The 19,756-nt window shown below is 42.9% G+C and carries 15 protein-coding genes; 14 read left to right on the top strand and 1 reads right to left on the bottom strand.

Annotation, left to right across the window (positions count from 1 at the left end; all coding sequences use genetic code 11):
• Positions 1–5 precede the first annotated feature (5 nt).
• The 14 genes from QT327_RS01495 to QT327_RS01430 all read left to right on the top strand — a co-directional run bounded on the left by QT327_RS01495 (position 6) and on the right by QT327_RS01430 (position 17,935).
• Positions 6–1,190 carry a FecR family protein gene (locus tag QT327_RS01495; protein WP_289551756.1) on the top strand — a complete coding sequence of 395 codons (1,185 nt, stop codon included), beginning with the start codon at positions 6–8 and terminating at the stop codon, positions 1,188–1,190.
• 95 nt (positions 1,191–1,285) lie between these two features.
• A complete protein-coding gene (locus QT327_RS01490; RefSeq protein ID WP_289551755.1) occupies positions 1,286–4,621 on the top strand; it encodes a TonB-dependent receptor in 3,336 nt (1,111 codons plus the stop codon).
• A 5-nt stretch (positions 4,622–4,626) separates the two neighbouring features.
• Positions 4,627–6,108 carry a RagB/SusD family nutrient uptake outer membrane protein gene (locus QT327_RS01485; RefSeq protein ID WP_289551753.1) on the top strand — a complete coding sequence of 494 codons (1,482 nt, stop codon included), beginning with the start codon at positions 4,627–4,629 and terminating at the stop codon, positions 6,106–6,108.
• Positions 6,109–6,112: 4 nt separating this feature from the next.
• A complete protein-coding gene (locus QT327_RS01480) occupies positions 6,113–8,662 on the top strand; it encodes a glycoside hydrolase family 38 C-terminal domain-containing protein (protein ID WP_289551752.1) in 2,550 nt (849 codons plus the stop codon).
• A 4-nt stretch (positions 8,663–8,666) separates the two neighbouring features.
• A complete protein-coding gene (locus tag QT327_RS01475; protein WP_289551750.1) occupies positions 8,667–10,049 on the top strand; it encodes an SGNH/GDSL hydrolase family protein in 1,383 nt (460 codons plus the stop codon).
• A gap of 5 nt (positions 10,050–10,054) precedes the next feature.
• Positions 10,055–12,379: a GH92 family glycosyl hydrolase gene (locus tag QT327_RS01470; protein WP_289551749.1), complete on the top strand. Its 2,325-nt coding sequence runs from the start codon at positions 10,055–10,057 to the stop codon at positions 12,377–12,379.
• Between the two features lie 62 nt (positions 12,380–12,441).
• Positions 12,442–13,197 (top strand): RICIN domain-containing protein, encoded by a 756-nt coding sequence (locus QT327_RS01465; RefSeq protein ID WP_289551747.1) that lies wholly within the window; start codon positions 12,442–12,444, stop codon positions 13,195–13,197.
• On the top strand, positions 13,161–14,093 hold the full coding sequence (locus QT327_RS01460) for a DUF5005 domain-containing protein (protein WP_289551745.1): 933 nt from the start codon (positions 13,161–13,163) through the stop codon (positions 14,091–14,093). Before QT327_RS01465 ends, QT327_RS01460 begins: the two co-directional genes overlap by 37 nt.
• 122 nt (positions 14,094–14,215) lie before the next feature.
• Positions 14,216–14,590 (top strand): hypothetical protein, encoded by a 375-nt coding sequence (locus QT327_RS01455; RefSeq protein WP_289551743.1) that lies wholly within the window; start codon positions 14,216–14,218, stop codon positions 14,588–14,590.
• A gap of 114 nt (positions 14,591–14,704) precedes the next feature.
• Entirely contained in the window at positions 14,705–15,079 is a 375-nt protein-coding gene (locus QT327_RS01450) for a hypothetical protein (protein WP_289551742.1), read from the top strand.
• Between the two features lie 196 nt (positions 15,080–15,275).
• Positions 15,276–16,094: a FixH family protein gene (locus QT327_RS01445; protein ID WP_168204577.1), complete on the top strand. Its 819-nt coding sequence runs from the start codon at positions 15,276–15,278 to the stop codon at positions 16,092–16,094.
• A 6-nt stretch (positions 16,095–16,100) separates the two neighbouring features.
• Entirely contained in the window at positions 16,101–16,733 is a 633-nt protein-coding gene (locus QT327_RS01440; protein ID WP_013667535.1) for an SCO family protein, read from the top strand.
• Positions 16,717–17,217, top strand: a complete 501-nt coding sequence (locus tag QT327_RS01435) for a c-type cytochrome (protein WP_013667534.1) — start codon at positions 16,717–16,719, stop codon at positions 17,215–17,217. The genes QT327_RS01440 and QT327_RS01435 overlap by 17 nt, the downstream gene beginning before the upstream one ends.
• Positions 17,218–17,227: 10 nt before the next feature.
• Positions 17,228–17,935 carry a superoxide dismutase gene (locus tag QT327_RS01430; RefSeq protein ID WP_289551741.1) on the top strand — a complete coding sequence of 236 codons (708 nt, stop codon included), beginning with the start codon at positions 17,228–17,230 and terminating at the stop codon, positions 17,933–17,935.
• A gap of 34 nt (positions 17,936–17,969) precedes the next feature.
• On the opposite strand, the gene mgtE is transcribed toward QT327_RS01430, so the two are convergent.
• The gene (gene mgtE, locus QT327_RS01425; protein WP_149105852.1) at positions 17,970–19,286 is read right to left on the bottom strand and encodes a magnesium transporter; all 1,317 of its coding nucleotides are present in this window, start codon (positions 19,284–19,286) and stop codon (positions 17,970–17,972) included.
• Positions 19,287–19,756: the final 470 nt, after the last annotated feature.

Raw genomic sequence — 19,756 nt, 5'->3', positions numbered from 1 at the left:
TGTAAATGGACAGCAGGTTACGCATCTTGTTCGAAAAGTATTTCAATAAACAAGCTTCTCCGGAGGAAGAACGTGAATTGTTCGAGTTGCTCCAAAGGGAAGAGCTACAAAAATCGCTGGAAGCTTTATTGGAAGAGACTTATCTGGATTATGAACAAAAGGAGCGCTTCTTCAACGCCAAGCAAACAAGTCGGATACTAAAGCGCATCAAACAACAAACGGTTTTAAGCCCCCGGGTTCTATGGTATCGCATCGGGGGATATGCTGCCGCTATTTTAGTGTGCCTAGGCCTCGGGCTATTTGTTTATTCTTATCTATCGAAGTCCATTGACACTTCATCAACAAAAAAGACGGTGGTTAAACGGGATGTCGAGCCTGGGTTTGAAAGGGCCACCATTACACTGCCGGATGGCCGAACGCTTGAGTTGGAGGAGATAGCAAACGGTATATTTGCAGATCGTGAGAGCCGTTTCGTGAAGGAAGGGGAAGGCCGGTTAAATTACAGTGGGCTTGAAAAATCGACTAAAGAGATGGTTTTTCATACCATGCGCGTACCCAAGGGAGGGCAATACCGGTTGGTGCTTGCCGATGGAACGAAGGTATGGCTAAATGCTGCCTCTTCTTTACATTATCCAACGCGTTTTGATGGAGATATCAGGGAAGTCACGGTTAGCGGTGAAGCTTATTTTGAAGTAGCTCGTAATGTGAATAAGCCGTTTTTTGTGAATTGTGAAGGCCAACGTGTTCAAGTACTCGGAACAGATTTTAACGTACGCGCATATCCGGATGAGACAGCGTTTAAAACGACCTTGCTGGCGGGAAGTATAGCGATAACAACAGTTGGGACGTCCTCAAAAAAAATCCGGTTACAACCGGGTGAGGAGGCTAGTTTAACAGCAAAAGGAAGTATAAAAGTCAACCGTTTGAAGGAGGCAGACTTAGCTATAGCATGGACGAAAGGCTATTTTGCCTTCAATCGAGCTGATCTACCATCTGTTTTACGCGAGCTCTCTAGATGGTATAATGTGGATCTAAAAGTGAAATCAAGTACAACAAAGACATATACAGGTAAAATAGATCGTCAACTTACTTTGTCTGAACTCCTGAATGGCCTGGCCTTATCGGGTATTCCTATTCAGATAGAAGACCAAGAGCACATTATTGAATTACCAAAAGACTTGTTTAAATAAAAGCATATGGAAACAAATGGACCCTGAGGTCGTATAACACAAAAAACCAATGAGTAAATAAATTTAAATTAACAAACCTAACATTATAGACTTATATGATCGCAATTAAACGTAAGGCGAAAGGGAATACTATTGGCCTTTATTTAAGGAAACAGGCACGAACCTGGTCGTTTTTGGCCAGCTTGTTATTAAGCACCTCGTCGCTTGCCGCTCAAGGTATTAATCTACAGATGCGAAAAGCGCGATTGTCAGAGGTCTTCGCAGCTATTGAAAAGCAATCGGATTATACCTTCTTTTATAATGATCAATTACTGGAGCCAACGCGCATGATAGATCTGAATGTCAGCAACGGCTCTGTAGATGAGGCACTGCGGGCGGCTTTGTCGAATTACGCCTTAACGTATGAAATTAAGGGGAAGACTATCTTTATCAGCGAAAAGCGTATCGCATCAGCCATCAAACCCGAGAAACAGATGACATTACATGGGAAAGTGCTAGATGAAGCCGGGCAACCTTTGGCTGGTGCTTCTGTACGCGTTAAAGGCTCAAAGACAGGCGCCTTAACAGACAGCAATGGTGCTTTTTCGATTCAGGCACCAAAGGGCGCACTACTCGTTATTTCCTATGTCGGTTATTCGGAAAAAGAAATGCCGGTTACGGATGCTGAAAATTTATCGATAACCTTGACGACCGCCAGCAATAGTTTAGAGCAAATCGTAGTAGTGGGTTACGGTACCTCCCGTAAGGGGAATTTGAGTACGGCGGTCGGTTCTGTAAAAGGGGAGGAATTATTGGAGCGGCCGTCGGCACAGAATCTATTGCAGGGAATGGCCGGAAAGATTGCCGGTGTAAACATCAATCTTAATTCGGGTAAACCGGGAGGCAACCCTGCGATTAAAATCAGGGGAACAGGTTCTATCAATGGCTCTAATACGCCACTTTATGTGATTGATGGCATGGTGGGAGCCGACCCAACTACCATCGATCCGAATATCATCCAGTCGGTGGATGTACTGAAAGACGCCTCGTCGGCAGCTATCTATGGATCACGAGGAGCAAATGGGGTGGTAGTTATTACGACAAAAAATGGAGATCCTAACAGCTCACAAATTGCTTTCGATAACACATTAAGTTTTGCTTCCCTTGCTCGCGAATTGGATCTATTGGATGCGAATGAAAGCTTGGAAATGTTTAAGCGCCAGTATGAGTATGTTCCCGGTCGCATAGCGCCGCACCTGGATCCCAATAATTTTTTTCTACATAAAGATGATTTGTTCAATAGTGATGGAACACCAAAATACAATATAAACTGGCAGCGGGAGGCAACCCGCCTGGCAGTATCGCATCAACACGCATTGACTTTTTCAGGCGGAAAGGACAATATTAAGGTGTTGGCAAATGTGTCTTACCGAAATAATGATGGAATTATGTTAAATAGTTATTATAAGCAATTGAATGGGTTTTTAAACCTCGATTGGGAGGTGAAACCATGGCTGAACATCAAGGCTAATTTGAATGCGGGCGGATATCAAAGTAATAACATAGACAACAATACATTGGGACTCAATGCGCTACGTCAGAGTTTGGAATATCTGCCCTTTTTGCCGGTGACTTACCCCGATGGGACTTATTCGAGAAAAGGTGATTACCCTGGCGCTGAAAACTCGGAAAATCCGGTTAAACTGCTGAATGAGGTGAAGAACGTAACAGGAAGAACACAGTCATTAGGTAATTTAATGGCTACTTTTCGTCTTTCCGACAAATTGGACTTCAATGCCTCGGTAAGTGGGCAACTTTCTTCCAGTTATAATCTTTATTATGGTGGCAGAACTGTATTTGATGTGGCCGAAAACCAGCAGGGCATCGCTGAGAGGGGGCACACGGATTTTGGATCTTGGACAACCGAGCACTACTTTTCTTATACAAATAGTTGGGCTAAACATCATCTAAATGCGGTGGCAGGAGCAAGCTGGTATTATTATGTGACTTCTACGGATCGTGCCGGCGCCGAGGGCTTTTTTGACGATTTTTTCCAATATAATAACTTAGGTACCGGAACTACGCCCCGGATACCCAGTTCAGGAAAGACGGAGAATCAATTGAATTCTTACTTCGCGAGAGCTAATTATAATTTCGACGATCGTTACTTATTTGGCGCGTCCTTCCGCATTGATGGAAGCTCTCGTTTTGGATCCAACAATAAATATGGCTATTTTCCATCCTTTTCAGCGGCCTGGCGCATCTCCCGAGAGTCTTTCTTTAAAAATATGGATAGCCGTATTGACGATCTGAAATTGAGAATCAGTTACGGTATTGTCGGCAATGCGGAGATCGGTGACTATGTAACTTTGAATCGTTATAATAATGGACAAGCGGTTTTCAATAACGCTTATCAATCAGCCGTTACCTTGGCAGGTTTAGGAAATCCGGATTTGCGATGGGAAAAGGCAAAGCAATTGGACATCGGCTTCGATATGAGTTTATTCAATGGTAAAGTGCTCTTGACGGCAGATGTATATGACAAACGCAACGATGATTTACTGTACCTTCGAAAACTGCCGGTTACTACCGGGTATACAAATGTCTTTGATAATATAGGAAGTATTCAAAACAGGGGTGTGGAGCTTGGCTTGAATACGGTAAATATCAGAAAAGCAGATTTTAGCTGGACAACCGGTTATAATTTTTCCATCAATCGTTCAAAAGTAATCGATATTAACAATGATGTAATTTATCCTTGGTTCGGCCGCATTATTGCAGGCGGTCCATTGAACGAGTTCTATGGATATGAACGATTAGGTGTGTGGGGAACAAGCGAAGCAGAACAGGCAGCACAGTATGGTAAAAAGCCGGGCGATATCAAATACCGCGATACGAACGGGAATGGTGCGAAAGACGCAGACGACCGCGTGAATTTAGGGAATGCAATGCCTAAATGGGAAATGAATATGACCAATACCATCAGCTATAAGGGCTTCTCCTTGTTTATAGATTTGCAAGGCGTATATGGTAATCACGTCGTTAGTTTGGCGAAAGCATTGATGGTAAATCCCGGGCCTAATGTGAATAGTTTCAAATCCATTTTAAATGCTTGGACTCCGGAAAATCAAAACACAATGCTCGGCCAGTTACGGGTGAATTCGGACGGTTTTGACAATGAAGCGGGCGATTCCTTTAATGTGGAGGATGCTTCTTTCCTACGGGTACGCAATGTAGGCCTTTCCTACCGTTTTGACAAGAATTGGCTCCAAAAGATCAAATTAAATACCTTGGTGCTCGGCGTAAACGTTGAAAATGCCCTTCTTTTTACAGGATATACGGGTTATGATCCGGAAGTAACATCATTCGATGCGGCACTTAATCAGGGCGTAGACGTATACCAATATCCCAAACCAAGAACCATTTCTTTTTCGCTTAAAACTAGCTTTTAATAATCATGAACACAATTTTTAGATTAGCCTTAGTGATACTCGTTCTTTTTACCTCTTGCAACAAATTTCTGGAAGAGGAGCCCGCGAGTTTTCTGACCACGGATCAGTATTATAAAACAGAAGATCAAATTCAGGCAGCAGCTAATGGTACTTATGCTGGTTTGAATATGCCGTTTTCAACGGAAATAACGGTGGCTGCCAGTCCCGTATATGCCCTTGAGTATATGACTGGATATAGTAAAAGGCCGCGACCATCGGGAAGCGCCGATGATCAGTTCTTGCTTTTGCAGAATATTGAAAATTCAAATAGCCGTTTTGAAACCTGGTGGAACAGTACTTATATTCCCATAGAGAATTGCAATAGCTTCATTGCCAATGTTACAGAAACAAAGGTGGTGAGTGAAGAAAAACGAAATCGTTTTTTAGGAGAGGTATATTTTTTGCGCGCCTATTATTATTTTCGAGCGGTACGTTTGTTCGGGAGTATACCTCTTAAAACAGAACCTACTCAAAATCTGAACAACATCCTGATCGGGAAAACCCCAATTGCCGATATTTATAATCAAATTGTAAGTGATTTACAATTTGCAGAAAACGCGGGCCTGCCTTGGACAGATAAAAGTGGTCGTGTAAATCTAGGAGCCGTGAAGGCGCAGTTGGCCGAAGTTTACATGACGATGGCCGGTTATCCCTTACAGAAAGGGGCAACGTATTACCAAATGGCTTATGACAAATGCATGGAAGTAATAAATGCCGGCGAATATAGTTTGTTTACTACCTATGCCGACTTACGGAATCCGGCAAAAAACAATGAAGGGGAGTATCTATTGATGAATCAACGTGATCAACGAAACGCCGGTAGTATCATCCATTTTAACTTTATGCCTTATCCCGAACCCCCTGAACCGGTGTCGGTCATTCCTAATTTTGGTGGTGCCATGGCGCCTACGATGGCGTTCTATCAGTCATTTGCCGAAAATGACTTACGTAAGCAGGAGAAGCAGTTTTTTTATAATGTACGTTATGTGGGCGATGCACCAGGTAAGCAGAATCCTTTTATTTACAAATTCTGGGATGACGCCGCTGAGGAGACGTCCCGCTCAGGTGCTAATTTTCCATTAATGCGTTATGCCGATCTCTTATTGCTTTGTGCGGAGGCAAAAACCATGATAGACGGCGGTTCGACCGGTGATGTGGCGGCTATCGATGCATACTATGCGGTGCGGAAACGCGCTTTCCCGACCTTACAAAAACCAGCCAATATTACCACGGATGAAGTCTTGAAAGAACGTTATTGGGAATTATGTTTTGAGTTTCATACTTGGTTTGATATGTTACGGACACGGAAGGCCTTTGACGTGGAAAACGATCGCATCGTTGACCTGATCGGTTTTAAGGCCCCGAACCATGTAAATGCCTTTCGGGAAGCGGACTTGTTTTGGCCAATTCCACTCTCGGAAATTCAGGCGAATCCAAATTTGAAGTAAATACTTGCCAAATGCAGAAAAAAAATTAAATACAGCTTTTTTAGTGGGCGTATTTTTGTTGAATGGTTTGGTAGTTCAAGCACAGAAAGCCTATTTTGCGGATGGTTATCATGGTGGGAAATGGGGGCATTTTCCACCCAAGTATACCAGCTTTATGGTGAATCAGTTGCTGCAGCATCCGGATTGGAAACTGAACCTTGAAATAGAACCGGTAACTTGGGGTTGGGTAAAAGAAGTGGACCCATATGGTTATCAGCAATTTGTAGCTTTAATGCAAGATCAATCCAGCTCCGGACGTATGGAGTATGTGAACCCCACTTATGGACAGGCTTATTTATATAATATATCGGGAGAGAGCATTATTCGGCAATTTATCTACGGAATGGAACTATTGCGTAAACATTTTCCTACAATCCGATTTGATACTTATGCTTCTGAAGAGCCTTGTTTTACAAGTGCGCTACCTCAGATCCTGAAAGGCTTTGGATTTAAATACGCCTCATTGAAAAATCCGAATACTTGTTGGGGTGGCTATACGCGGGCCTACGGAAGGGAAGCGGTCAATTGGCTCGGACCGGATGGCACCACGATACCTACAATACCTCGCTACGCGATAGAAGCTTTAAAGCCGGGCTCCACGTGGGAGACTATAGCAAGTTACAATAGCAAGCGCTTTATTAAAGCAGCCCTAGATGCTGGTATTGAGCATCCGATAGGTATGTGCTTGCAGGACGCGGGTTGGACAAATGGACCTTGGCTAGGCACAAATAAGGGTGATTATCAGCCTACCGAGTATGTCACATGGCGCCATTATTTTCAACAAGTGAGCACGAATCGGATTTTGGAGAACTGGCAACTTTCGCAGGAGGATATTCAGGTTAGTCTCGTTTGGGGCGCACAGGTGTTGCAGCGGATTGCACAACGGGTTCGTAAGGCTGAGCAGCATTTACTGATGGCTGAAAAGTGGGCTGCGATGGACCATCTATGGCGGGGAAAGGAATGGCCGGAGTTTGGCTTTCGGAAGGCTTGGTATCCCTTGCTTTTGGCTCAACATCATGATTGTTGGATTGTTCCTTATAACAAGGTGGACAGCGTTGATTGGGCTGGAAAGGTGAAACTGTGGACAGACACAACCATGGAAGTTGCCGATTCGGTGATGTCGCTTGAGGCTAAAGAAAGTCTTTCATCGTCGTCATTCATGGTTCGGAACGTACTGCCCTATAGAAGGAGGGGTGTGGTTGATTATCGCTTTGCGAACTCGAAAATTGATACGGGCTTGGTTGTGGTGGATGCTGATGGGCATCAGGTAACGACCCAATGGAGTCGGCGAAAAGAGGCATTACATCTGCTTTTTGAAGTCAATGTTCCCGCCATGGGGGAGGCGCGGTATCAGTTAAAAGAGAAGCAGTATAAGCCTCGCTCTTTTGCTCACTTATCTTGGAGAGGTGACGAATTGTTGGTAGAAACTGACAAACACTTATTATGCTTAAACGCAAATTTAGGTGGAGTTATCCGCAGCCTGAAATTGAAAGATTTAGGTGATAAAGAGTGGGTGGACACTTCTGCTTTTAAAGGATTCAATGAACTGCGCGGCTTTTTTTATGATGAGCAACGCTTTCGATCAAGCACTGAAAACAAGGCCAATATTACCGTTTTGGAGCAGGGCCCCTTGCATTTGAGATTGGCCGTAACGGGAAAAATCGCTAACCATGATTTTTTACAGGAAATCTGCTTAACAAAAGGGGAGCCGCGACTGGATATTCGGTTAAAGATCGATTGGAACGGGCAAGCGCATATCGGACAATTTAACGATGAGGAGCTTCGTTTTGAAAATAGGAAAAAGGCATTCTATAATGATCAATTTAAACTACTGGTACTTTTTCCGACACAACTGGAAGAACAGCGTATAGCAAAGAATGCGCCATTTGATGTGACACAAAGTAGGCTTGATAATACGTTCTTTAGCAGTTGGGATAGTATCAAGAATAATGTTGTGCTCGATTGGGTGGATGTTACCGATCGTCAAGAGCAGTATGGTTTGGCCTTATTTACCGATCATACAACATCTTATGCGCATGGAGAGCGACATCCGCTGGCATTAAATGTACAGTATGTCGGAAAAGGCCTGTGGGGACGTAACTACTACTTGGACGGGCCTACTGAATTAAATTACAGCTTGTTACCTCATCGGGGAAATTGGGAAAAAGCGGACCTTTGGCAGGTAAGTGACGTTTTGGCCAATCCGCTGAAGCTGACCTCAACGCAGCAGATAGTCGAAAAGGAACGTTCTTTACTAGATTTTAGTAAACCGGGATACCAACTAACGGCATTGCGATGGGACGAAGATGATTTACTGTTACGTATCTTCAACGCCGCCGGCGATGAAGGACCGTTAAGAATAGATTTAAAACTTCCTATCCATCGTGCGCAATTGGAAGATTTAAATAAAGTGACTATAGAGGAATTGGAGATAAAACGAGACGCTAATGCGGCAAAGTTGGAGATACAAATGCCTCGTTTTGGCTTCCGTACCTTGCGAATTAAAATGAAATAATAAGATGAAAAAGAACTACCTCTTGTGGGCCTTGCTTGTCCTTTTTAAGTTGGGCTATGGCCAGTCTGTCAAACCTTTTAGTAATGGTGATCGCGTTGTGTTCGCAGGTAATAGTATTACTGAAGCAGGTCTATACGAAAATTATATTTGGTTGTACTACATCACACATTTTCCTGACATGAAATTACAAGTTTTCAATGCCGGTATAGGCGGGGATGTTGCTGGTCAGATTTATGATCGATTACCGAGAGATATCATGGAAAAGGATCCGTCTGTACTGATTGTGACTTTTGGAATGAATGATAGTAAGTATTTCGAATACCAAGATACAACGAAGACCGCCCAGACGCGTCGAGAAGCGGTAGACACTGCCTACGCCAACTTCCTGAAAATCGAAGAATTTTTGAAAGGGCGTCCCGGAATCCGAAAGATCATTATGTCGTCATCTCCTTATGATGAAACCATGCGGAATGAGAAGAACTATTTTCCTGGCAAAAGTCAAACTATGGAAGAGATTGCCGGTTTTCAACAGGACGTCGCGCGTAAAAATCGATGGGAATACGTGGATTTATTGCATCCAATGTTGGCTATTACCGAGAAGGAACAGGGTGAGAATCCTGCATTTACACTGACCGGACCTGACCGGATTCATCCTGGTAGTGCAGGCCATTTTGTGATGGCTTATCTTTTTCTTAAAGAACAGGGATTAGCCGGTAAAGCCGTAGCAGACGTTTCTATTGATGTACCTTCAAGAAAGGTTGAAAAAAGTGATAATGCGAAAATTAAATCGCTGAAGGTGGAGCCGTCCGTTATAAGGTTCGACTATTTATCGAACGCACTTCCTTATCCTATTGACACCTTGCCCAGGGTATGGGAAAACAGTCAGATACAAAGAGATGCTTTGAGCGTTATTCCGTTTACCGAAGAATTTAATCAGGAACGTTTGATGGTGAAAGGATTAAAGGCAGGCAACTATGCCTTAAAAATCGATGGAGAATGGATTGGAGCTTTTAGCGCTACTGAATGGGCGAAAGGAATTAACTTTGCGGAAATAACCCATACTCCGCAATATAAACAGGCGCTCGAACTAATGGAGTTGAATCGGAAGCATCGTGAGTTGGAAGCTAAACTCAGAAACTATTATTGGGTAAACTATAATTTCCTGAAGGGAAAAAATCTGTTGTTTGATGATTCAGAGAGAGCACGTGATACGATTATGAAACATCAAGAGGATAATGTCTGGCTAAAAATAAAGACGGCGGATTATGAACAGATCCGAGTGCCTAATACGCGCAGACAATTGGAGAAAGAAATGCAATTTCTACGCGAGGAGATCTACCGGAAAAATAAACCGAAGGAGCATCAGGTTACGATATCAGCAATATAAATAAGATGAAGAAGTTTTTGAATATAGGATTAGCAGTTTCTTTTTTGATATCACTTGCAGGACAATCATGTATGTCCGCAAAAAGCAAAAAGCAAAAAGATCCGGTCGATTATGTCAATCCTTTTATTGGCGCTAGCACCAGCGTGGGGGCGGCAGGTGTTTATCACGGGCTTGGTAAAACAATCCCCGGCGCCACCACGCCTTTCGGAATGGTTCAATTAAGTCCTAATACGATTACCGGAGGTGATAACGGCTCAGGCTATAGTTACGAGCACAAAACAATCGAAGGATTTGCTTTTACACAAATGAGCGGTATTGGCTGGTACGGCGATCTCGGTAATTTTCTGGTCACGCCTACTGTCGGACCTTTAAAGACCTTTGTAGGAATAGAGGGTAAGAAGGATGGTTATAGAAGCGCTTATGATAAGGAATCAGAAAAAGCGTCTGCAGGTTATTATAGTGTTGAATTAACGGATCATCATATTAAAGCGGAGATAACGGCGGCGCCTCATAGTGGTATCTTGCGCTTTACTTTTCCTAAAAGCAAGGACGCACGCATTCAGATCGATTTGGCGAGACGGGTTGGTGGAACCTCTACGGCTCAATATGTACGTGTCCGGGATAATCATAGCATTTCGGGCTGGATGCGCTGCACACCGGATGGCGGTGGTTGGGGCAATGGAGATGGACAAGCTGATTATACGGTGTATTTTTATGCCGAATTTAGTAAACCATTGAAAAATGTCGGCGTATGGAAAGCACGGATTCCGGATACCGCCAAAAGAAAAAGAGAAAATGTAGAGGCTGACTATTACCAACAGTGGATTGCTGACGCGGAAGTAGTCGCTAACACAAGACAGGCTGAAGGAAAGCATATCGGCTTTTATACCACTTTTGCTACGGAAGACCAGGAGCAGGTATTCATGAAAGCCGGTATTTCTTTCGTCGATGAGGCTGGCGCTGAGCAAAACCTAAGAACTGAAATTAAGGACTGGGATTTTGATAAAGTACATCAATCTGCTCGCCAAAGCTGGTCTGACGCACTGAAAAAGATTCTAGTGGAGGGAGGTACAGAGGAGGAAAAATCAGTGTTTTATACCGCTTTGTATCGGACGATGCTAGACCCACGTAGCTTGCAGGATGTGGATGGGCACTTTCCCGGAGGTGATGGAAAAACCCATCACGCGAGTAACGGGCATGTGCGTAGAACGATCTTTAGCGGTTGGGATGTATTCAGAAGTCAAATGCCTTTACAAACCATCATTAATCCGGAAGTAGTGGGCGACTTGATACACTCGCTCACCGATCTGGCAAAGGAAAAGAACAAAAACTATTTTGAACGATGGGAATTGCTAAATGCCTATTCAGGTTGCATGATCGGTAATCCCGCGGTGAATGTGTTAGCAGAAGCTTATGCGAAAGGAATCCGCAACTACGATGTCGAAGCGGCTTATCAGTTGGCTGTTGGTTCCTTGGAAAAATTCGGAAATGGACCAAAGCACTACACGCCGGGTAACCAAGGGATATCGGTGACGCTGGAATATGCTTATAATGATTGGTGTCTCGCAAAACTAGCGGGACAACTTGGCAAGCAACAAGAAGCGGATCAATATTTAAAGCGGTCATTGGCTTACCAAAACTTATTCGATAGAGAGAAAGCTTGGTTCCGGCCAAAGGACGACGCGGGAAATTGGTTGCCATGGCCAGCGAAAGGAAGGGAAGAGCATTGGTATGGTACGATTGAATGTAATCCCTATCAGCAGGGATGGTTCGTTCCGCATGATGTAAACGGCTTAGCCGATTTAATGGGAGGTAAGGAGCGCATGTTAGCCGATTTAACCTCCTTTTTTGATCGAACGCCGGCAGATTTTAGCTGGAACGATTTTTACAACCATGCCAATGAACCAGTCCATCATGTTCCCTTTCTATTCAATAAATTGGGTAAACCTGAGCTGACGCAAAAATGGACGCGACAAATATGTGAACAAGCTTATCATAATGCCGTTGAAAGAGGATTGGTGGGAAATGAAGATGTCGGTCAAATGTCTGCATGGTATGTATTGGCAGCCAGTGGTATCCATCCGATTGCAGCGGCAGATGGAACTTATGAGATTACGAGCCCTGTATTCAATCGTATCCGTATCCGTGTTGGAAGTAAGCAGGGAAAAGACATCTATTTTACTATTAGTGCCCCGAACAACTCTCCTCAAAATCGTTATATCCGTGCTATTCGTTTAAACGGAAATGTTTATCCGCATTATAACCTTCGACACCGGGATATCATGAAAGGTGGTGAACTAGTCTTTGAAATGGCGGATAAACCTACCTAAACCTTCTAACCTGCTATGTGGACAGATGAAATTGGTGCTTTTTAACAGTTAAATCTTAAATTATGACAAAACAGGTATTACTTACAAGCCTATGCTACTTGCTGTTGCTGTGCGCTTGTCAACGTGTGATGAAAGAAGTAGATCAACCTACTTCTTTACAACTCGCTTCCCTGCCGGATTATGGCGTAATAACGCTGAAAAATGTGGCTAGCAACAAATTTATGGAAGTGGCAGGTGATCCACTCTACAATAACAAATTTGACGACGAAGCGAAATTGCAGCAATGGGAAACTTCCATGTCTGACGGTGCACAAAGCCGATGGCAGAAATGGCATTTGATTTATCGTACCACCACTGATGGGGTAAAGTATTATCAAATTAGAAATCTACATAGTGGAAAGTTAATCGATGTTCCTGCGGCATCTGATTCAGTAAATATGCAAATACAGCAGTATGCGGCTTTTCCTTTTTTAGCCGACCAACAACTATGGCGTTTGGAGGAGCAGTCGGACGGCACCTCTGTTAGATTGGTGAATAAAGGAAATGGTTTGGCCTTGGCAATAGCGAATGGAAATACGAATAATGGAGTCGCTGTTGTGCAGGAACCCTTGGTCAATGAGAGCCGCCAGCAGTGGGTGATTAGCTTGGAGGCGGAAGATACCTATCGTGATGATGAAGTTGTTCGTTTCTTTAACCGTAATGAATCAGAGCAAGGCTCGGTTGCTTTTGATCAGGGAAATAGCATCTTATTGAGTTGGGGCACTAATGCCGGCAAAGTGCTGTGGGTTACACAGGACGCTTGGATGGTACCTCTTTAACATCGGAGGATAAATTTCCTTGCAATTATTTCTTCAGTTATGGGAATTCGATGCTGCTACAACCTTCCTTAACGGATTGGAATAACCTGCATACACCAAATGTAACCGTTCCCGGTGGTGCAAATGGACGGCCAAGGCAAGTTTGCACTATTCAACCAAATAATACTTTTGCCTGGCCAGGGGTGGGGGTAGAAATCGGCGATAAAGTATATGTTCACTGTGGAGAAGGTTCCGGTTTAAACGCCACCAATCAATCGCTCTATGTCTTTACGCAAAATGCCAGCACTACCTGGCAAACACAACGAACTACCCCAACGGGTTTAAGCGGGCAGACTGCCATTTTATATGCTACCGGCATGGTTAAAGCAGGGGATGGCTATGTGTACGCTTATGGAAGTGAGACAGTTGGGTTTGGCTACGAAAGCTATATTCATGTTGCACGTTTTCCGGAAAGTAATCCTCAACAATGGGAATTTTTTAATGGTACCGAGTGGACAGCAACGCCTACTACCGGTGCTGCTTCAAAAGTAGCAGATGGCTTGGGCTCAAGTGCCGTATCCTACCTGAATGGAAAGTATATTTTGATGACGATGGATCAGGGGTTTAATTGCGATGCCAATCGGCGCATTTACCTGGCTACTGCTGATAGCCCGACGGGTCCCTTTACCGAACGAAAGGCTGTTTACACGATTAGTGAATATTTTTACGGACAATATGCCCGGTATTATACACCCGCTATTCATCCACATTTTAATAATGGCCGGAATGAATTGTTGCTTACCTACTGCTTAAATTATTCTGCATGTGGCTTAGACGGATGTCAAGACGGCTATATAGACCCGTATTATTATCGAGTCAAAGGTATTCGAGTTCCTTTTACAATGATTGGTTTGTAAATGAACCGCCTACCCGATGCATGCGGGGGGCGGTTTTCTTTAGAAGCATCGTTTATAAAAGCGAATTGAATTGCACGTTTTATAACAAAGCCTTATATTCGCAACATCTTAATGTTAGTCTTTTGAAACGCTTTGCTATCATATTATTAATCCCCATCGTGTTGCTTCAAACCTGCGCAGGATTATTTATTATGACAGCTTTTTACGCCAATCAGGATTATATAGCCAAAAATCTTTGTATTAATAGAAATACAAAAATGGCTCCTTTATGTAGTGGTCGATGTATCTTGGTAAAAGAACTTAAAAAAGAGCAAGATCAAGATAAAAAAAATGCGGAAACCAAGTTACGGGATTTCCAACCAATGAACCGAACCTTTGTGTTTCTCGATATTAATCCACTGGTTCTTCCTCTTGATAAACCAATCTTATTTTCGGAAAGGGCGCTTCCGTATATTGCACCGAGCTTGGCGTCTATCTTTCATCCCCCACTTGTATAATTTAAACCTTGGTTCAAATCAAAACCCATAAGTGTAAGACTTGATGGAAGCTATGGTCGTTTGATCCATTCGGATTAAGTATTCTTTTTATTTGTATACTATTTCAATAAAGAAGTGTTTAGGAAAACATTCGTTTATCTATTGCTACTCAGCTTGGTTTTTCAGTGTCTGGGAAGCTTAGGACTGCTGACTTGGTTTATAGTCAATAGGGAGTATATTACGAATGAATTATGTGAAAACAAGGAGCGGCCGATGATGCACTGTAACGGTCAGTGTGTATTAATGAAAAAATTAAAAAAATGGGGAGAAGCTGAATCACAAGACAGTGAAAGATATATCAATAAAATAGAAGCTCTTGTTATTGTTCCTGAAACCTTGAAATTAAAAGCCCCGATACCCACCCTACGGCAATGGATCGTTCCTCCTTACTCGGGTCGATACTACTATCTTTATGCAACAAGTCTTTTCCACCCGCCAAGAATGACTTGAAAAATTACTTTTGCGGCTAAGATATTAGCCTTTTCACGCTTTATTTATAAGCCGAGTATATCAAAAATATAAAATCACACGGTTGTCTGGCTGCTTTACCTGGGCAAAAGCTGCCTAATGGGCTTAGATAACTAAACTTATTTTAAAGACTATGTTAACACATTGCAAATTTATTTTCATACCGACAATATCTTTAATGCTCCTTCTGCTATCATGTAATCAAAATCCACAGACTCACGTAGCTGAGAACGATCATGGTCAAACCGTAGCTAATACATCTTTTGATGAATCTTCTTTGATCAAAGTGGGGGAGGGGGCGTCGGTTGACGGCGATCTTTCAGCTACGCTTTATGCTAGCGATTCATTATACGATACCTATCAATCCTTTTTTATAAAACTCAACGATGCGAAAGGCCGGCCAATAGAGAAGGCGCGCTTACAAATTCTGCCTGAAATGAAAATGGGGATGATGGCTCATGGAGCACCGGTAATACAACCAAATGAGGAAACAGAAAATGGTTTTTTTAAGGGGGCAGTGGTGTTTATTATGCCCTCATCATCAGAAAGTGGCCATCGCTGGACGCTTAGCTTGTTGGTCGACCAGCCCGATGCTAATCAAAATCGAGTGAGCATTCCGGTGGAGGTAAAACATTTGAAAAAGCCACGCACCATTGCTTTCGACGGTGGGGCGGATGGACGTTTCTTTTTGTCGTGGTTGAACAGCGACTCGGTGAAAGTTGGGAAGCAACCGGCGCATTTTATCCTTCATCGTATTAGTAAAAATGAATATCCGGCTGTTTTTGATGGTTATGAAATCCAACTGAAAACACATATGCCGGATATGGGCCATGGTTCCGAAGGCAATCAAGATGCCAAAGCTACGGGTAATGGCTATTATAAGGGAGAAATAAATCTTGGCATGCCTGGTTTGTGGGAGGTGCAGGCAAGTCTATTGAAAGACGGAAAGGTTGTATCAACAGAGCCCATTGTGTTTAAGGTGAACATTAGCGAATAGTTGTTTATGAAGAATCTATTATATGTAGCAGGGTTTCTCACCCTGTTCTTTTTGGGAGCTTGTAAGGACGAAAAGTTACCTTACTACGGTGATGCTGCTCATCGAATTGCCGATTTCCGTTTCCGCAACCAGGATAGCGTGTGGATCAGTAATGATAGTTTTGCAGACAAGATCTATGTGGCCGATTTCTTCTTTACAACTTGCCCAACCATTTGTCCCATTATGTCGAAGAACTTGCAACGAGTAGCCACTCATTTTAAGGGAAACCCCTCAATAGCGATCCTTTCGCATAGTATCGATCCAAAGCATGATAGTATTCCCGTGCTTAAAAAGTATGCGGAGAAGCTTGGTGCGGACACCTCCCTATGGCATTTTGTGGGCGGACCGGCAGAACAGGTATATACGCTGGCCGAGAAATCTTACTTCGCTGCAGCCGCAGAAGAAGAAGAGGCCCCGGGAGGATATATCCACAGTGGCAGTTTTGCCTTGGTGGATCGAGATCGACGAATACGGGGAATTTACGACGGAACCGTTGATGAACAAGTATCAAAATTGATTGATGATATGGAGATACTTCTAAAGGAAAACAATGGACTGACGAAAGAACTTAAAAACAAAAACAATGATCACACGAAATAAATGGATGGCTATCGTGCCATCCTTAATTGCGCAACTGTTCCTATTAGCCTGTGGTGGAACGGATCAGAACGCCGGAAGTGAAAGTGATAATAGGAGTAAAGCGATAACATCGGCAGTACAGCACGCAGAGAAGAAAACAGAAGTGTCACCTGCAGATTTAACCAATAAAGGTGTGGGCCCAATAAAGGCGTTCAAACCCGGCAGCATAAATGCCCAGCTGGTGAATGAAGGGTCGGAGCTCTTCACGGCTAAATGTGCCATGTGCCATAAAATGGACAGAAAGATCGTAGGGCCGCCGCTGAAAGGAGTCACAAGTAGGCATAGCCCCGAATGGGTGTTGAACATGTTGCTTGCACCGGATAAGATGATTGCCGAAGATCCGGCGGCGAAGGCTTTGTACGAGCATTATCAAACACCCATGATTAATCAGCAATTGACGGAGGAAGAAGCAAAAGCTATCTATGACTACCTAAGGAAAAATTAACAGTAATAAGATGTTAACACGCAGAAAATTTATAAAAAACACAGGTAAAGGGCTCGTAGGGACGATGCTAGCGGGTTCTTTACTCGACGTTGAAGAGGCATCAGCACTTGAAAACGAAGCACAGAAACGCTTATCTTTTACACAAGATAGGTTGATGTATACTTATAAGGATTTAGCACCATACATCGATGCTTTGACGATGGAAATCCACTATACAAAACATCATACGGCCTATATTAAATCAGTCAATGAAGCAATAATTGCCGAAAATGTTATGGAGCAGACAGCCCATGACTTGTTTAAGGATGTAGCAAGCTATTCGGACAAGCTCCGAAATAATGCAGGAGGTGCTTGGAATCATAATTTCTTTTGGGAAAGCATGACGCCAAAGGTAGGAACACCTCCAAGCAAATTGGCCGATATGATTCAAGCTACATTTGGTTCTTTTGAACAATTTAAGGAGCAGTTTGCACAGGCTGCTGTTACCCATTTCGGCTCGGGTTGGACCTGGTTGGTCGATCATAAGGGAAAAATGGAAATTATTTCAACCTCCAATCAGGATAATCCATTGATGGGACCCGCTCAAAAGACTCCCTTGCTGGGGTTGGATGTGTGGGAACACGCCTATTATTTAAAATATCAGAACCGCCGATCTGAATATGTACAGAATTGGTGGAATGTGGTACATTGGGATAAAGTAGCCGAAAGGTTGATTTAATATAGAAAGGGATGCCAAAGCATCCCTTTCTATATTAAAGTAATTTGCCTGAAAGAAAAAGGGCCGCTACAGAAAAGTAGATGATTAGACCGGTTACGTCAACGAGTGTAGCCACAAAAGGAGCAGAGGCCGTAGCGGGGTCCATGCCTATTCTTCTTAAAACAAAAGGAATCAGTGATCCTGATAAAGAACCCCAAAGTACAATGAAAACGAGTGATATGGAAACACTTAAGGCTACCCAGATCCAATAAGTACCATAGTTGTAGATACCGGTTTGTTGCCAAATAAAAATCCGCAAAAATCCAATGGTGCCGAGGATGATACCTAGAGATAAACCCGATAGCATTTCCTTTCGCATGACATACCACCAATCTTTTAGTTTTAGTTCACCCAAAGCCATAGCTCGTATAATGAGCGATGCAGCTTGTGATCCCGAATTTCCCCCACTGGATATAATGAGCGGAACGAATAAAGCCAATACAACTGCTTTTTCAATTTCGGAATCAAAAAAACTCATAGCAGAAGCCGTAAACATTTCACCTATAAAAAGGATGATAAGCCAGCCTGCTCTCTTTTTTACCAAGTCGACGAGCGACGTCTGGGTATAGGATAAATCCAGTTCTTCAACACCCCCGAATTTCTGAATATCTTCGGTATCCAATTCTTTCATTTTATCTAAAATATCATCGGAGGTAACAATCCCGACTAACACACCTTTTTCAGTGGTAATGGGTAGCGCCGCGCGATCGTACTTCTCGAAAATGTCCAAGGCAGTTTCAATGGAGGTGGTTGTAGTGATAGCGATAAAGCTCTCATCCATCAATTTTCGAAGCATATCGTCGGGCTCGGCCATCAATAACTGACCAATGCGAAGATCATCAATCAATTTGTTATCCTTGTCGACTATGTATATATGATTGAGCGTTTCTGCCTTTTTTCCAAATTTCTTGATATGTGTAAAAACTTGCTGTACAGTCCACTCGGCTCTCGCTTGCACGTAGTTGGGTGTCATCAACCGCGCAATACAATCTGCCGGATATCCGATTAAATTTAACGCAACCTCTTTTTCCTCATCATTCAATAAGTTAATGCTTCGCTTAATAAGATCGTCAGGAAAGCTCTCGAATAGCGATGTACGATCGTCTGGTTCTAAATTGTTCAATACCTCAGCTACTTCTTTATCTCCCAGACTTTTAATAATCTCTTTTTGTAGATCAATTGTCAGATACGAAAATACAGCTGTCTTTTGTTCGCCAGCTAATTTGAGAAAGGCAATGTTTCGCTCTTTGCTGTCAAATAAAGTGATTTGCTCAGCAATGTCTGCAGGGTGAATTTCTTGAAAAGTGTTCATTTCTTGATGATTTACAGATAAACAATGCAATGTTGAAAGCAGGAACCATTAAGCGTTATCAACGCTTTACTTGATAACTCGTTCAAAAAGAAATGCGAAGGTTGATGGAAAGTTTGTTTGTCATCGCTCCTTTCGCTTATGCAGCTCATTAATTACCACACAGCTGAAAGAAGCAGCAGGTTTAATGAGCGCGTTCTCCTGTTATGTAACTGGGGCCCGTATCCATTTTTTGTTTTATTTTTTTTATGTCGACAAAGATAGCATTATTTATGTCGAGAGAACTTAAAGATATATTGGAAAGTGATTAGAAATTTATTAGAATGTTGGATGACAGAGGCTAGGAAGAACAGGTAAGGATGCTTCTCGACTATCACAATTTAGCACAGATTGAGGCAACCTAAAAAGTGTATAAAAAACAATTCGAAGCGAGGAAATGAACTTTCGTGTAACAACAAGGCATTTCTGTGTAA

It is taken from the genome of Olivibacter sp. 47, assembly GCF_030372825.1.
Classification (GTDB): domain Bacteria; phylum Bacteroidota; class Bacteroidia; order Sphingobacteriales; family Sphingobacteriaceae; genus Olivibacter; species Olivibacter oleidegradans.
The sequence above is the reverse complement of the archived record's forward strand: the minus strand, read 5'-3'. Positions and strand labels throughout refer to the sequence as shown.

Bases quoted from the DNA above. Each gene is read 5' to 3' on its own strand.
- QT327_RS01495 (WP_289551756.1), top strand. From the start codon at position 6: ATGGACAGCAGGTTACGCATCTTGTTCGAAAAGTATTTCAATAAACAA.
- QT327_RS01490 (WP_289551755.1), top strand. From the start codon at position 1,286: ATGATCGCAATTAAACGTAAGGCGAAAGGGAATACTATTGGCCTTTAT.
- QT327_RS01485 (WP_289551753.1), top strand. From the start codon at position 4,627: ATGAACACAATTTTTAGATTAGCCTTAGTGATACTCGTTCTTTTTACC.
- QT327_RS01475 (WP_289551750.1), top strand. From the start codon at position 8,667: ATGAAAAAGAACTACCTCTTGTGGGCCTTGCTTGTCCTTTTTAAGTTG.
- QT327_RS01470 (WP_289551749.1), top strand. From the start codon at position 10,055: ATGAAGAAGTTTTTGAATATAGGATTAGCAGTTTCTTTTTTGATATCA.
- QT327_RS01465 (WP_289551747.1), top strand. From the start codon at position 12,442: ATGACAAAACAGGTATTACTTACAAGCCTATGCTACTTGCTGTTGCTG.
- QT327_RS01445 (WP_168204577.1), top strand. From the start codon at position 15,276: ATGCTCCTTCTGCTATCATGTAATCAAAATCCACAGACTCACGTAGCT.
- QT327_RS01440 (WP_013667535.1), top strand. From the start codon at position 16,101: ATGAAGAATCTATTATATGTAGCAGGGTTTCTCACCCTGTTCTTTTTG.
- QT327_RS01435 (WP_013667534.1), top strand. From the start codon at position 16,717: ATGATCACACGAAATAAATGGATGGCTATCGTGCCATCCTTAATTGCG.
- QT327_RS01430 (WP_289551741.1), top strand. From the start codon at position 17,228: ATGTTAACACGCAGAAAATTTATAAAAAACACAGGTAAAGGGCTCGTA.
- mgtE (WP_149105852.1), bottom strand. From the start codon at position 19,286: ATGAACACTTTTCAAGAAATTCACCCTGCAGACATTGCTGAGCAAATC.